Source organism: Caballeronia sp. A2-2 (assembly GCF_057612605.2).
On sequence record NZ_CM172588.1, the window covers coordinates 210,264 to 225,205 of the forward strand.

Genomic DNA, 14,942 nt, shown 5'->3' on the forward strand with positions numbered 1-14,942 from the left:
GAGTGCGCGACGTAAGGGCTTTATCGGTCTGAAGAGAACATGGGTGAGGCATTGCCGCGCTTGATTGCGCACCCGATACGGGTCGAAATTTTGTCTTTTGCCGTAGAATGTGCGACTTGGTTCCAGAAAACTTATTGCACATCCACGATTCATGGCGAAGACCGCTACGCAGGAAACCGGCGCACACTTGGCCGTCGCGGAAAGCGCGCAGCTTCCGGAGAATTATGAAGCGGCGCTGGCCGAACTCGAATCGCTCGTGGCGCGCATGGAAGAGGGCGCGTTGAGTCTCGAAGAATCGCTGGCGGCGTATCGCCGGGGCGCGGCGCTTGTGGGCTTTTGCCAACAGCAGCTCGAAAAAGTCGAGCAGCAGGTGCGCGTGCTCGATGGCGAGACGCTCAAGCCGCTGCCCGCAGACGTACAGCGTGCGACCCAGGGTGCAGGAACCGCGATCGACAACGGGGACGACGACCTATGACCTTCGAACAATGGATGCGCGCCACGCTTGATCGTGTCGAATCGGCCCTCGAGCATTACCTGCCGGGCACCGATATCGCACCGGCGCGTCTTCACGAAGCCATGCGCTATGCCGTGCTCGGCGGCGGCAAACGCGTGCGTCCGCTCTTGTGTCACGCGGCGGGCGAACTGACCGGCGCGAGCGCGCAGGCAGTAGAAGCCGCGAGCTGTGCGCTTGAAATGATCCACGTTTATTCGCTGGTGCATGATGATATGCCCGCCATGGACGACGACGCCTTGCGTCGGGGCAAGCCTACGGTACACATTCAATATGACGAAGCGACGGCACTGCTCGTCGGCGATGCATTGCAATCGCAGGCGTTCATCACGCTGACAAGCGATGACAACCGTCTGAACGATAAGCAACGCGCGCTGCTCGTGCATGAACTCGCATTGGCGAGCGGTTCGGTCGGCATGGCGGGCGGTCAGGCCATCGATCTCGAAAGCGTCGGGCGCAAGCTGTCGCGGCCCGAGCTCGAAACCATGCATCGCAAGAAGACGGGTGCGTTGTTGCGTGCGTCGGTGCGCATGGGCGCGCTGGCGGGCGAGCATCCGGGCAGCGAGGCGCTTGCCGCGCTGGATCACTATTCGGCGGCGGTCGGCCTCGCGTTTCAGGTGGTGGACGATATTCTGGATGTCACCGCCGATTCCGCCACGCTCGGCAAGACCGCTGGCAAGGACGCGCAGCACGACAAGCCGACGTATGTTTCGATCATCGGTCTCGATGCTTCGCGTGAGCTCGCCGCGCAACTTGGCCGCGACGCACACGCCGCAATCGGACCGTTCGGGGCGCGCGGTCAGCGTCTGGCGGAACTTGCGGATCTGGTCGTGAACCGGGTGAATTGATTGTTGAACGCGTGACGAACCCCACGGCGCGGCGAGCAGTATTGGCAACATCGCGCCGAACGAATCACGCCAGTTTTCCTAAAATGGGACGACGATGTACGACTTGCTGAAAACCATCGACGATCCGGCCGATCTGCGTGCCCTCGATCGCCGCCAACTGCAACCGCTGGCCGACGAGCTGCGGGCCTATGTGCTCGACAGCGTGTCGCAGACCGGCGGCCATCTGTCGTCCAATCTGGGCACGGTGGAACTGACGATCGCGCTGCACTATGTGTTCGATACGCCTGAAGACCGCATCGTGTGGGATGTCGGCCATCAGACGTATCCGCACAAGATCCTGACCGGGCGCCGCGACCGCATGCCGGGGCTGCGTCAGCTCAACGGCATTTCCGGTTTCCCGCGCCGCAGCGAATCCGAATACGACACCTTCGGCACCGCGCATTCGAGTACGTCGATTTCCGCCGCGCTCGGCATGGCGGTCGCGAGCAAGCTGCAGGGCGACGACCGCTATTCCATCGCCGTGATCGGCGACGGCGCGATGACCGCCGGCATGGCCTTCGAGGCGATGAACAACGCGGGCGTCTCCGACGACCTGCCGCTGCTCGTCATCCTCAACGACAACGATATGTCGATTTCGCCGCCCGTGGGCGCGCTCAATCGCCATCTCGCGCGTCTGATGTCGGGCCGCTTCTACGCCGCCGCGCGTGCGGGCGTCGAACGTGTGCTGCGCGCCGCGCCGCCCATGCTCGACCTCGCGCGCAAGCTCGAAGAACACGCGAAGGGCATGATCGTGCCGGCCACGCTGTTCGAGGAGTTCGGCTTCAACTACATCGGCCCGATCGACGGTCACGATCTCGATTCGCTCATCCCGACGCTGCAGAACATCAAGGAACTGCGCGGTCCGCAATTCCTGCACGTGGTGACGAAGAAAGGTCAGGGCTACAAGCTCGCCGAAGCCGATCCGGTGCTGTATCACGGTCCGGGCAAGTTCAATCCGGCCGAGGGCATCAAGCCTTCGACCGCGCCTTCCAAGAAAACGTACACGCAGGTTTTCGGCGAATGGCTGTGCGATGCCGCCGCGCAGGATTCGCGCGTCGTCGGCATCACGCCGGCCATGCGTGAAGGCTCCGGCATGGTCGAGTTCGAGAAGCGCTTTCCGGATCGTTACTTCGACGTGGGCATTGCCGAGCAGCACGCGGTCACATTCGCGGGCGGGCTGGCTGCGGACGGCATGAAGCCGGTCGTCGCGATCTATTCGACCTTCCTGCAACGTGGCTACGATCAATTGATCCACGATGTCGCGCTGCAAAACCTGCCGGTCGTGTTCGCGATCGATCGCGCGGGCATCGTCGGCGCGGATGGCGCGACGCACGCGGGCAACTACGATCTCGCGTTCCTGCGCTGCATCCCGAACATGACGGTGATGGCCGCATCCGACGAAAACGAATGCCGTCAGATGTTGCATACCGCGCTTCAGCAGTCCAATCCGACGGCCGTGCGCTATCCGCGCGGCGCGGGTACGGGCGTGGCGACGGTCAAGCAATTCACGCCCATTCCGGTGGGCCGTGGCGAGATTCGCCGCGAGTCGTCGCAGAAGCTCGGTTCGGGCAAGCGCATTGCCATTTGCGCGTTCGGCACGATGGTCGCGCCGTCGCTCGCGGCCGCCGCGGAACTGGATCTGACCGTGGCCAACATGCGCTTCGTGAAGCCGGTCGATGCCGACCTCCTGCGCGAACTCGCCGCCACGCACGATGCCATCGTCACCATCGAGGAAGGTGCGATCATGGGCGGCGCGGGTTCGGCGTGCGTCGAAGCGCTGCTTGCGAGTTCGGTCATCAAGCCCGTGCTGCAACTCGGTTTGCCCGATGTTTTCATCGATCATGGCGACCCGGCCAAGCTGCTCGCGAGCGTGGGACTGGATGCGGCAGGCATCGCGCGTTCCATTCGCGAACGGTTTCTGGATGCCGTCGAAAGCGCCAACGCAGGCAAGCTGACCAAGCGCGTCGCCTGATAGCTTCGAGTCTCGAACGGCGCATTCATTACGCGCCGTGCATCATTGCAAAAGACACGGCGCGGGCACTCCCCGCGCCGTGTTCGCTTTAACGTTTCGAACCGCGTTTTTGCGTCTATGCTCATGAAAGCGCGGTGCATAAGGACATAAAAATGAATCAGATGAATCCCGCCTTCGTGATGCCCGACGTTCAAAGCACGCCCGACACGCGCCAGATCGCGATTGCGCGCGTGGGCGTGAAGGGTGTGCGGCATCCGTTGACGGTTCGGACCGCGAACGGTGTGCAGCCGAGCGTCGGCGTATGGAATCTCGATGTGCATCTGCCCGCCGATCAGAAGGGCACGCATATGTCGCGCTTCGTCGCGCTGCTCGAAGACAATCGCGAGCCGCTCGATCAGGCTGCGTTAAGCGCCATGCTCGCCGCCATGCTGACGAAACTCGAAGCGCATTCGGGGCGTATCGAAGTGAGCCTGCCGTACTTCGTGATGAAGACCGCGCCGGTGTCGGGCGTGCAGAGTCTGCTCGACTACGAAGCGACGTTCATCGCGGAAAAGCGCGACGGCGAAACGCGTTTGTCGCTGAAAGTGCTGGTGCCGGTCACCAGTTTGTGCCCGTGCTCGAAGAAGATTTCGCAGTACGGCGCGCACAATCAGCGCTCGCACGTGACGATCACGGCGGAACTCGCGGGCGAGATGGCGGTGGAAGAACTCGTGCGCATCGCGGAGGAAGAGGCGTCGTGCGAACTGTGGGGCTTGCTCAAGCGTCCGGACGAAAAGTTCGTCACCGAGCGCGCGTATGAGAACCCGAAGTTCGTCGAGGATCTGGTGCGCGACATCGCGGTTCGGTTGAATGCGGATGCGCGCATCGTCGCGTATGTGCTGGAAGCGGAGAACTTCGAGTCGATCCACAATCACAGCGCGTATGCGGTGATCGAGCGAGACAAGCGGGGCGACGCCTAAGCGCCCCTCACGCAAACGCGCCTTCCGATGCCGCGTGCGCCGCGCGCACCGAACTCACCACGAGCGACGCCAGCCGCTCGACCGGTGACGATCCGCTTCCCGACGACCGATGCAACGCCAGCGGAATCGACGGCAGCACCGGCAAGCCGGACTCCCCGGCATCGAGCGCGCGCACGGTGGACGGCAGTCCGTAGGAAGTCCGAACCGTCACGCCCAGTCCCGCTGCGGCCGCCGCCCACAATCCCGACAGACTCGGGCTCGTGAACGCCACGCGCCACTTGATGCCCGCGCGATCCAGCGCCGCCGCTGCCGCGCTATGAAACAGGCAAGGCCGATCGAACACGATAAGCGGAAGCGGTTCGTTCGCGTTTGCATCGAAGCGCCACGGAACGCCTGATGACGCGATCCAGCGCATCGGCGGCGCGGCGATCGGTTCGGGCAGCATCGACGAATGGCCTTCGTCTGCCGCGCCCGCCGCGCCCCACACGAGCGCGAGATCGAGCTGGCCGGTATCGATACGTTCGAGCAATTCCGTATTCCGCGCCACGCGTGCCTCGATCCGCACTTTCGGATGCGCCCGCGCAAAACGTCCGAGCACATCGGGCAATACGACTTCGCCGAAATCCTCCTGCAGACCGAGGCGAATCCATCCTTCCAGATCGATGCCGCGCACCGCGACGGCGGCTTCGTCGTTCAGTTCGACCAGCCGGCGCGCGTAGTTGAGCATGACTTCGCCAGCGTCCGTCAACGCCAGTCCGCGCCCGGACTTGCGAAACAGCGCGGTGCCGGCCTGTTCCTCCAGCTTCTTGATTTGCGCGCTGACGGCGGAAGTCGAACGCCCGACGCGATCCGCCGCGCGCGCGAAACTCCCCAGATCCATGCCGACGACAAGACTCCGCAGCGACGCGAGATCGAAGGTTGGCTGACTCATGGCAATCATCCTGTTTTGATGGACGGATCGTCGCAAACTTTGCGATTTTCAGGATGATCGTAAGCTGTCACACTGGTTCGGTCAACATCAACCGAGGAAGCCGACATGGCCACGCCCATGACATTCGATGAACCCGCGCGCGGCAACGCCCATCGCTGGAAAGTGCTCGGCGTCGGCGTGGCGGCCAATGCGAGTTTCTCCGCCGCGCTGGCAGGCATTCCGACGACCGCTGTCTGGTTGCGCAGCGGCTATCACTTGAACAACGGTCAACTCGGCCTTGCGCTCGGCGCGCTGGGATTGGGCGCCGCGCTGTCGGAACTGCCGTGGGGCGTGCTAACGGACCGATGGGGCGATCGTCCTGTCCTGCTCACCGGTCTGTTCTCGACCGCCGCCGCGCTCATCGCGATGAGCTTGTTTGTCGTGCCGTCGATGAACGGCGCGTCGCCCGCGCTCGCGTGGCTCGTCAGCGCGATGTGTCTGCTCGGCCTGCTCGGCGGCAGCGTCAACGGTTCCAGCGGACGCGCGGTGATGGCGTGGTTCGGCGAAGGCGAGCGCGGCCTCGCGATGAGCATCCGCCAAACGGCAGTGCCGATGGGCGGCGGCATCGGTGCGGCGATGTTGCCGTGGCTGGCGTCGTCGCACGGCTTCGCGGCGGTGTTCGGCGCGCTTGCCGCGATGTGCGTGATCGCGGGCGCGTTCGCGTGGCGCTGGCTTTACGAGCCGCCGATGTCGAAGTCCGCGCGGCATCACGCACAAGCCGCGCCGCTTGCAAACGCCACGGTCTGGCGCGTGGTACTCGGCATCGGCATTCTGTGTGTGCCGCAGTTCGCCATCCTGACGTTCGCGACGGTCTTCATGCACGACATCGGCCACTTCGGCGTGACCGCGATCAGCGCGACGATGGCCGCGCTCCAGCTCGGCGCCATGGCCATGCGCGTATGGAGCGGCCGTCACACCGACCGGCACGGCAACCGCCGCGCGTACATGCGCGCATCGACGTGCGCGGCGGCGTTGTCGTTCGTGGTGTTGGCGGCGGCGAGCGCATTCGGCGTCGCGCATTGGCCGATGCTGCTCGCGTTGCTGATCGTGCTCGCAGGCATTTGCGTGTCGGCGTGGCACGGCGTGGCCTACACGGAACTCGCGACGCTCGCGGGCGCGGCGCGCGCAGGCACGGCGCTCGGCATGACGAACACGGCTGTCTACGCGGGATTCTTCATCACGCCGCTCGCGATTCCGCACGTGCTGGCGCTTGGCTCGTGGCCTTTGGTCTGGCTCGCAGGCGCCGTCTTCGCCATGCTCGCATGGCCGTTGTTTCCGAAGCCCGCGCGCGCTTAAACTGGCCGTCCGTCTATCTTGCAAAACGGAGCGCCATCTTGATTCTCATCGGCCAATACGATTCCCCGTTCGTGCGGCGCGTGGCCATCGCGCTGACGCTTTATGGCATGGCGTTCGAGCATCGTCCGTGGTCCGTGTTCGGCGATGCCGACAAGATCGCGCCATTCAATCCGCTCGTGCGCGTGCCGACGCTCGTGCTCGATTCCGGCGATGTGCTGATCGAAAGCGCGATGATCCTCGATTATCTCGACGAAGAAGCCGGCGATGCGCGCGCGATGATTGCATCGAGCGGTCGGGCGCGGCGGGAGGCTTTAAAGGTCTGCGCGCTCGCCACCGGACTCGCGGACAAGGCCGTCGCGTTGGTGTACGAACGCGTGCTGCACGAGCAGAAGTCGCAGGTTTGGTTGGAGCGCTGCTCGGGACAAGTAGCGCGTGTGCTGGACGTGCTCGAAGCAGACCGTGTGGCGCGCAAAACGCCGTATTGGTTCGGCGATGCCATCAATCACGCGGATATCGCCGTGGCCTGCGCGCTGCGTTTCACACGCGAAGCGCATCCGACGATCTTCGATGCAACGCGCTGGCCGATGCTCGCCGCTCACGCCGACCGATGCGAAGCGCTGCCTGTGTTCCAGCAGATCGTGCAGCCGTTCAATCCGCCGCAGTAAAAGTCAGACGCGCGCCAGCGAAGTCAGATCCCAGCGCGGCTTCACGGTGAACGCGTAGTCGCGCACGGCCTGCTCCGGCCAGCGCGCGAGCCGCAGCGCGCCCGCCAGCGCGATCATCGCGCCGTTGTCGGTGCACAGCGACAGGTCGGGATAGTGGACATCGAAGCGACGCTTTTTTGCGGCCGCCGAGAGCGCCTCACGCAACTGCCGGTTCGCGCCGACGCCACCCGCGACAACCAGGCGTTTAAGGCCCGTCTTTTTCAAAGCCGCGAGCGATTTGGCGACGAGCACGTCCACCGCGGCATCCACGAAACCGCGCGCGAGATCGGCCTTCGCCTGCTCGCAGACGTTCTCGCCGAGCTTGCGGCTTTGCGTCAGCACGGCGGTTTTCAGGCCGCTGAAGCTGAAGTCCAGATCGCCCGAATGCAGCATGGGACGCGGCAGCGTGACCGCGCCGGGCGTGCCGAATTCCGCGAGGCGCGAGACTTCAGGGCCACCCGGATAACCCAGACCGAGCAACTTGGCGGTTTTGTCGAAGGCTTCGCCTGCGGCGTCGTCGAGCGTTTCGCCGAGCGTTTCGTAGACGCCGACATCCGTCACGCGCATGAGTTGCGTGTGTCCGCCCGAGACGAGCAGCGCGACGAACGGAAAGGGCGGCGGGGCATCGACGAGTAAAGGCGAAAGCAAATGCCCTTCGAGATGATGGATGCCGACCGTCGGTTTATCCCACGCCATCGCCAGCGCATTGGCGATGCTCGCGCCGACCAGCAGCGCGCCCGCCAGCCCCGGCCCTTGCGTGAACGCGATGGCATCGATCGCGGCGCGTTCGACCTGCGCCTCGTTCATCACCTGTTCGAGCAGCGGCAGCGCGCGCCGGATGTGATCGCGCGAGGCCAGTTCCGGCACGACGCCGCCGTATTCGCGATGCATCGCGATCTGCGAATGGAGCGCGTGCGAAAGCAGGCCGCGCTCGCTGTCGTACAGCGCGAGGCCGGTTTCGTCGCAGGAACTTTCGATGCCGAGAACGAGCATGGGAATGGGGCGCCGGAGGTAACAGAAAAGTATAGCAGCGCGGGCGTTTTGGCGAAGGGCACGCCGCGTCGCCGGTTAGAATGCGCGGCATGGAATCCTTCGATATTGCCGTCATCGGCGCGGGTGCGGCGGGCATGATGTGCGCCGCCGTCGCCGCTCAGTCGGGCCGCCGCGTGGTGCTGATCGATCACGCCGAGCGGCTCGCGGAAAAAATCCGCATCTCGGGCGGCGGTCGCTGCAACTTCACGAACATCAATGCGCAGCCGGCCAATTTTTTGTCGGCGAATCCGCATTTTTGCCGCTCGGCGCTGGCGCGCTACACGCCGCGCGACTTTCTCGCGTTGCTCATGACGTATCGCGTGAAGTGGCACGAGAAGCACAAGGGCCAGCTTTTCTGCGACGACTCCAGCGAAACGATCATCGACGTGCTGAAAAGCGAGTGCGATGCGGGCAGCGTGATCTGGCGTCGGCCGGTTTCGGTACACGAAATCCGGCACGATGGCGCGCGTTTCGCGCTCGACACCAGCGCGGGCGAGATCGATACGGCGGCGCTCGTGATCGCGACCGGCGGCTTGTCGATCCCGAAGATCGGCGCGACGGATTTCGGCTATCGCGTCGCGAAGCAGTTCGGGCACAAGCTCGTGGAGACGCGTCCGGCGCTCGTGCCGCTTACGTTCACGTCCGCCGATTGGGCGCCGTTCGCGGCGTTGTCGGGGTTGTCGCTGCCGGTTCGCATCAGCACGGGACGCGGCAAGACGCGCGGCGAGTTCGACGAGGATTTGCTGCTGACGCATCGCGGCGTGTCGGGGCCGGGCGTGCTGCAGATTTCGAGCTACTGGAATACGTCGGAACCGATTCACGTCGATCTCTTGCCCGACACCGATGCCACCGATTTGCTCATCGACGCCAAGGCGGGATCGAAGAAGCAGATCGGCAATTTCCTGTCGGAGCACGTGCCTGCGCGTCTTTCCCAAGCGTGGCTCGAAGCGCGCCGCGTGGCTGCCGATGCGCGTCTCGCCGATCTGCCCGACCGCGTGCTCAAGGAAATCGGCGCATCGCTCACGAGCTGGACGCTCACGCCGAGCGGCACCGAGGGTTATCGCAAGGCCGAAGTCACGCGCGGCGGCGTCGACACGCGCGAACTGTCATCCGCGACCATGATGAGCGAGCGCGTCGCGGGCTTGTATTTCATCGGCGAAACGGTGGATGTGACGGGCTGGCTCGGCGGCTATAACTTTCAGTGGGCGTGGGCATCGGGCGTGGCGGCGGCGAAGGCCGCCGCTGAATTCACCCACGCCGTCTGAGCGCCCGCACGGGCGTTTCACCAGTCTCGAAAAGAAAACCCGTTTGCTATACTCAGAACGTCATGGAAGGCAGGCGAAGGCCGGCTTTCTTCATGGCTGGCGCGCCACGGCGACGGGCATACACGCTGTCAAGAACATCCCGCATGATCCCGCTTGAGGAGCGTTTCCCAAGCGGGTTTTTACTTTCGCGAGTGCCTCCCTGACGCGCCGCCAGAAATCAATTCACGCACCAGCATTGGAAAAAAGATGAGCCTCAAGGACCAGATCAGCGACGATATGAAAGCCGCCATGCGCGCGCGCGAAACCGAGCGCCTCGGCACGATTCGTCTGCTGCTCGCGGCAATCAAGCAGCGTGAAGTGGACGACCGCGTCACGCTCGACGATGCGGGCATCACCGCCGTCATCGACAAGATGATCAAGCAGCGCAAGGATTCGATCAGCCAGTTCGAAGCCGCCAGCCGCACCGATCTCGCCGACAAGGAAAAGGCCGAACTCGCCGTGTTGTCCGCCTACATGCCCGAACAGCTTTCCGCCGATGCCATCGCCGCCGAAGTGCAGGCCGCCGTCGCCGCGACGGGCGCTGCCGGCCCGCAGGACATGGGCAAGGTGATGGGCGTGCTCAAGCCGAAGCTCGCCGGCCGCGCCGACATGACGGCGGTTTCCGCGCAGGTGAAAGCCGCGCTCACGAAGTAATTCGATCAACGTAACAGCGCCGCCATCCGGTGATTCCGCACGCATTTCTGCAAGATTTGCTCAACCGCGTCGATATCGTCGACGTGGTGGGCCGCTACGTCCAGTTGAGAAAGGGCGGAGCGAATTTCATGGGCCTGTGCCCGTTTCATAACGAAAAAAGCCCGTCGTTCACGGTGAGTCCGACCAAGCAGTTCTATCACTGCTTCGGCTGCGGCGCGCATGGGACGGCGATCGGCTTTTTGATGGAGCACACGGGGCTGACGTTTCCCGAGGCGGTCAACGATCTCGCGCAAAACGTGGGCTTGACCGTGCCGCAGGAGCCGTCCAACTCGTTCCGAAGTGGCGCGGGTGGCGGCGAAAGCGCGCCCAGCAAGGCCGTCACTATCGCGCTCAGTGATGTGATGCAGACGGCAAGCGACTTTTACCGCAAGCAATTGCGCGGCGCGCCGAACGCCATCGAATACCTTAAAAAGCGCGGTCTGACGGGCGAGATCGCGCAGCGCTTCGGCCTCGGTTACGCGCCGGACGGCTGGCAGAACCTCGAAACCGCGTTCCCGGACTATCGCAACGAGAATCTGGTCGAGGCGGGACTGGTCATCGTCAGCGAGAAAACGGACGCGCAAGGACAGGCGCGCCGTTACGACCGCTTCCGCGAACGCGTGATGTTCCCCATCCGCAATGTGAAGGGCAGCGTGATCGGCTTCGGCGGACGCGTGCTCGACGGCGGCGAACCGAAGTATCTGAATTCTCCGGAAACGCCTTTGTTTAGCAAAGGCAGCGAGCTTTACGGTCTTTTCGAGGCGCGTCTTGCCATTCGTGAACTGGGCTACGTGCTGGTCGTCGAAGGCTACATGGATGTCGTCGCGCTCGCGCAACTCGGGTTTGCGAACGCCGTGGCGACGCTCGGCACGGCCTGCACGCCGATCCACGTTCAGAAGCTGTTCCGCCAGACCGACAGCGTGGTGTTCAGCTTCGACGGCGATTCTGCCGGACGCCGCGCCGCGCGCCGTGCGCTGGAAGCGGCGCTGCCGCATGCCGCGGACAACCGCACGGTCAAGTTCCTGTTCCTGCCGAAAGAGCACGATCCGGACAGCTACGTGCGCGAATTCGGCACGGATGGCTTTGGCGAACAAGTCGATCGCGCGATGCCGCTTTCGCAGTTTCTGCTGAACGAGGTGCTGAACGACAAGCAACTGGATCAGCCGGAAGGGCGCGCAAAAGCATTGTTCGATGCCAAACCGCTGCTTCAGGCGCTGCCGGCCAACGCGTTGCGCGTGCAGATTCTGCACATGTTGTCGGACCGGCTCGCCACGCCGTTCGCGGAGATCGCCGCGCTGTGCGACATCGACTCGCGCGCGGCCGCCGTGGCGCGCGCGGCGGTGCCCAAGAGCGAGCGGCGGCGCGTCACGGGTCAGGAACAGCGGGCGCTGCGCAATCTGGTGATGTATCCGGGCATCGCGGTGGCGCTGGATCAGGACTGCGAGCGCACACTCGTCACCATGACCGAGCACGCCGAACTGTTCAGCGAGGTCATCGGTCATGCGCGCGAACTGGGCGGCGCGGCGGAGTTTCAGTTGTTGTCCGAAGTCTTGAGAAATGCAGCAAACGCGCCCACATACAACGACATCTTTCAGGAAATTCTCGCCTATGATGAAAACGTGCGGGATTTGCTGCTGCGCGATCCGGCCGACGAGGCCGCCGCGCAAAGGGTCGAGGATCAGAAACGTCTGCTCGCGGAAGAACTCCAGGCGACGGTCGTGAAGTTGCGGCATGACAGCTATCGCGCACGGCTCGATCAACTCGCGCGTCAGGCGACGCTCTCGCCCGAAGAAGTGGCGGAGTTTTCCGAGTTGTCCGCGCGGGTCGCGCAGATCAAGGCGGGACGGGGCGCGAACCCGGACGCCGGCAGGTGAAATGCTATAATTTCTAGCTAAAGTCTGATTGCTTTTTGTCAACTGATTTGGGCTTCGAGCGTCTCTTTTTTGAGAGAGCGCACCCGGCGGGCAAAAGCAGGGAAGACTCGGGATGTATCGCGCGGTGCGAGCCGTCGCGGCGATTTTGAAGATGGAGAAGTAGGCAGCAAGAGGCGCTGGCTGGATCGGCTATCCGGTTCATGGTGGGCAGTCGCACGCAATGAACCGATAACAGACAGAAAAGCACGCCGACGAACAGACGGGCGCAAGGGAAGCGGCTGCTATCTTGGGTAAGGGCGAACGATCGTGTTTTGATCGAGTTTCGGTCTGATCGGGATGGCGCTCCGGGCAGGGCACGCAGGACGAAGCAGCGTGCGCATCTGGTATTCACGGTTCCATCGGCTGTTGTCCAGCAGCCGCGAGTCGAGACTAAAGCCTGTATGGCGAACTCCATGACGAAAAAGCTGAACGATGTACCCGTCGAAGACGACGCAATGCAACCCGCCGAGCCTGCCGCCGCGCCCGCGGCGAAGGTCGAGAAGGTTCGGGCACGCGACCGCCGCGCGAAGGAAAAAGCGCTTCTGAAGGACGCGTTCTCGTCGAGCGCGCCCGGCACTGTCGAGGAACTCGAAGAGCGGCGCTCGAAACTGCGCGCGCTCATCAAGCTCGGCAAGGAACGCGGCTTCCTGACCTACGGCGAAATCAACGATCACCTTCCGGACAATTTCACGGAAACCGAGGCGATCGAAGGCATCATCAGCACGTTCAACGACATGGGCGTGGCGGTGTACGAGCAGGCGCCCGATGCCGAAACGCTGCTGCTGAACGACAACGCCCCGAACGCATCTTCCGACGATGAAGTCGAGGAAGAAGCCGAAGTCGCGCTCTCCACCGTCGATTCCGAATTCGGCCGCACGACCGATCCCGTGCGCATGTACATGCGCGAGATGGGCACGGTCGAACTGCTCACGCGTGAGGGCGAAATCGAGATCGCCAAGCGCATCGAGGACGGCCTCAAGCACATGGTCATGGCGATTTCCGCCTGCCCGACCACCATCGCCGATATTCTCGCGATGGCCGAGCGCGTGCAGAACGACGAAACGCGCGTGGACGAACTCGTCGATGGTCTGATCGATCCGAATGCGCAGGACACCGATGGTTTCTCGGAGCAGGAAGCCGAGGCGATCGAATCCGAAGAAGAGGAAACGGACGAAGAGAACGACGACAGCGAGGAAGAGGAAGATGACGGCAGCGCGCAGGCCACGGCCAACGCCGCGCAGCTCGAAGCCCTCAAGCTTCAGTCGCTGGAGAAGTTCGCGCTCATCAGCGAGTGGTTCGACAAGATGCGCCGCGCCTATGAAAAGGAAGGCTACAAGTCGAAGGCGTATCTGAAGGCGCAGGAAGCCATTCAGACCGAGTTGATGAACATTCGCTTCACGGCGCGTACTGTCGAGCGTCTGTGCGACACGCTGCGCGCGCAGGTGGATGAAGTGCGTCAGGTCGAGCGGCAGATTCTGCATACCGTCGTCGATAAATGCGGCATGCCGCGCGCCGAGTTCATCACGCGTTTTCCGGGCAGTGAGACGGACCTCGAATGGTCGGATAAGGTCGTGGCGGAAGGGCATGAGTACAGTGCCGTGCTCGAACGCAATATTCCCGCTATTCGCGAGCAGCAGCAGCGTTTGCTGGATTTGCAGGCGCGCGTGGTGTTGCCGCTGAAGGACCTCAAGGAAACCAACCGTCAGATGGCGGCGGGTGAATTGAAGGCGCGTCAGGCCAAGCGTGAAATGACCGAGGCCAATTTGCGGCTTGTTATTTCCATCGCGAAGAAATACACCAATCGCGGCCTGCAGTTCCTCGATCTGATTCAGGAAGGCAATATCGGCTTGATGAAGGCGGTGGACAAGTTCGAATATCGTCGCGGCTATAAGTTTTCGACGTACGCGACGTGGTGGATTCGACAGGCCATCACGCGGTCGATCGCCGATCAGGCGCGCACCATTCGAATTCCGGTTCACATGATCGAGACGATCAACAAGATGAACCGTATTTCGCGGCAGATTTTGCAGGAAACCGGTCTTGAGCCGGACCCGGCGACGCTGGCCGAGAAGATGGAGATGCCCGAGGACAAGATCCGCAAGATCATGAAGATCGCGAAGGAGCCGATCTCCATGGAAACGCCGATCGGTGACGACGACGACTCGCATCTGGGCGATTTCATCGAAGATACCAACACGGTGGCGCCATCCGATGCGGCGTTGCATGCATCCATGCGCGATGTCGTGAAGGACGTGCTCGATTCGCTGACGCCGCGTGAGGCGAAGGTGTTGCGCATGCGGTTTGGCATCGAGATGAGCACGGATCACACGCTCGAGGAAGTCGGCAAGCAGTTCGATGTGACGCGAGAGCGGATTCGGCAGATCGAGGCGAAGGCGTTGCGCAAGCTGAGGCATCCGAGCCGTTCGGACAAGCTGAAATCCTTCCTCGAAGGGAATTGATTGGCTTCGGGCTTGTATTGGGATGCGTTGTGAGGCACACTCGCAAACCTTCAATTAGCCTTGCGCGTTTGGGGATGTAAAGGAAGCGCCGTCGAGGCGCTTTCTTTTTGTTCTCTTTGGACGCTTGCGCTCGCTTGTGCAAGGGCCGGAAGCTTAATTGGTATAAGCTGTCGACTCATAATCGACCGACAGTGGGTTCGAATCCCACCCGGCCCACCAGCCATTTCTCCGAGTTATCAAAG

The 14,942-nt window shown here is 63.1% G+C and carries 12 protein-coding genes and 1 tRNA gene; 11 read left to right on the plus strand and 2 right to left on the minus strand.

Features of this window, described 5'->3' with window-relative positions:
• The first annotated feature begins 151 nt into the window (after positions 1–151).
• From ACZCWR_RS17190 to folE2, 4 genes are all read left to right on the plus strand, one after another.
• On the plus strand, positions 152–475 hold the full coding sequence (locus tag ACZCWR_RS17190; RefSeq protein ID WP_487304194.1) for an exodeoxyribonuclease VII small subunit: 324 nt from the start codon (positions 152–154) through the stop codon (positions 473–475).
• Entirely contained in the window at positions 472–1,359 is an 888-nt protein-coding gene (locus ACZCWR_RS17195) for a polyprenyl synthetase family protein (RefSeq protein WP_487304195.1), read from the plus strand. Before ACZCWR_RS17190 ends, ACZCWR_RS17195 begins: the two co-directional genes overlap by 4 nt.
• Positions 1,360–1,453: 94 nt before the next feature.
• Positions 1,454–3,370: a 1-deoxy-D-xylulose-5-phosphate synthase gene (gene dxs, locus ACZCWR_RS17200; protein WP_487304196.1), complete on the plus strand. Its 1,917-nt coding sequence runs from the start codon at positions 1,454–1,456 to the stop codon at positions 3,368–3,370.
• Positions 3,371–3,522: 152 nt separating this feature from the next.
• On the plus strand, positions 3,523–4,329 hold the full coding sequence (gene folE2 / locus ACZCWR_RS17205; RefSeq protein WP_487304197.1) for a GTP cyclohydrolase FolE2: 807 nt from the start codon (positions 3,523–3,525) through the stop codon (positions 4,327–4,329).
• 7 nt (positions 4,330–4,336) lie between these two features.
• On the opposite strand, the gene ACZCWR_RS17210 is transcribed toward folE2, so the two are convergent.
• On the minus strand, positions 4,337–5,260 hold the full coding sequence (locus tag ACZCWR_RS17210; RefSeq protein WP_487304198.1) for a LysR substrate-binding domain-containing protein: 924 nt from the start codon (positions 5,258–5,260) through the stop codon (positions 4,337–4,339).
• Between the two features lie 105 nt (positions 5,261–5,365).
• On the opposite strand from ACZCWR_RS17210, the gene ACZCWR_RS17215 reads away from it, so the two are divergent.
• Entirely contained in the window at positions 5,366–6,595 is a 1,230-nt protein-coding gene (locus tag ACZCWR_RS17215) for an MFS transporter (protein ID WP_487304199.1), read from the plus strand.
• 38 nt (positions 6,596–6,633) lie between these two features.
• The gene (locus tag ACZCWR_RS17220; RefSeq protein ID WP_487304200.1) at positions 6,634–7,260 is read left to right on the plus strand and encodes a glutathione S-transferase family protein; all 627 of its coding nucleotides are present in this window, start codon (positions 6,634–6,636) and stop codon (positions 7,258–7,260) included.
• 3 nt (positions 7,261–7,263) lie between these two features.
• Here ACZCWR_RS17220 and tsaD read toward each other — a convergent pair whose 3' ends face one another.
• Positions 7,264–8,292, minus strand: coding sequence for a tRNA (adenosine(37)-N6)-threonylcarbamoyltransferase complex transferase subunit TsaD (tsaD, locus tag ACZCWR_RS17225; protein WP_487304201.1), 1,029 nt, complete (start codon positions 8,290–8,292; stop codon positions 7,264–7,266).
• An 89-nt stretch (positions 8,293–8,381) separates the two neighbouring features.
• Between tsaD and ACZCWR_RS17230 the strand changes: the two genes are divergently transcribed.
• From ACZCWR_RS17230 to ACZCWR_RS17250, 5 genes are all read left to right on the plus strand, one after another.
• Positions 8,382–9,596: a BaiN/RdsA family NAD(P)/FAD-dependent oxidoreductase gene (locus ACZCWR_RS17230; protein ID WP_487304202.1), complete on the plus strand. Its 1,215-nt coding sequence runs from the start codon at positions 8,382–8,384 to the stop codon at positions 9,594–9,596.
• Positions 9,597–9,842: 246 nt separating this feature from the next.
• Positions 9,843–10,289, plus strand: a complete 447-nt coding sequence (locus tag ACZCWR_RS17235) for a GatB/YqeY domain-containing protein (RefSeq protein ID WP_487304203.1) — start codon at positions 9,843–9,845, stop codon at positions 10,287–10,289.
• 29 nt (positions 10,290–10,318) lie between these two features.
• Complete coding sequence (gene dnaG / locus ACZCWR_RS17240) at positions 10,319–12,202, plus strand: DNA primase (protein WP_487304204.1); 1,884 nt, start codon at positions 10,319–10,321, stop codon at positions 12,200–12,202.
• Between the two features lie 440 nt (positions 12,203–12,642).
• Positions 12,643–14,700 (plus strand): RNA polymerase sigma factor RpoD, encoded by a 2,058-nt coding sequence (rpoD, locus tag ACZCWR_RS17245; RefSeq protein ID WP_487304205.1) that lies wholly within the window; start codon positions 12,643–12,645, stop codon positions 14,698–14,700.
• Positions 14,701–14,842: 142 nt separating this feature from the next.
• Positions 14,843–14,919, plus strand: a tRNA-Ile gene (locus ACZCWR_RS17250).
• The last annotated feature ends 23 nt before the right edge of the window (positions 14,920–14,942 follow it).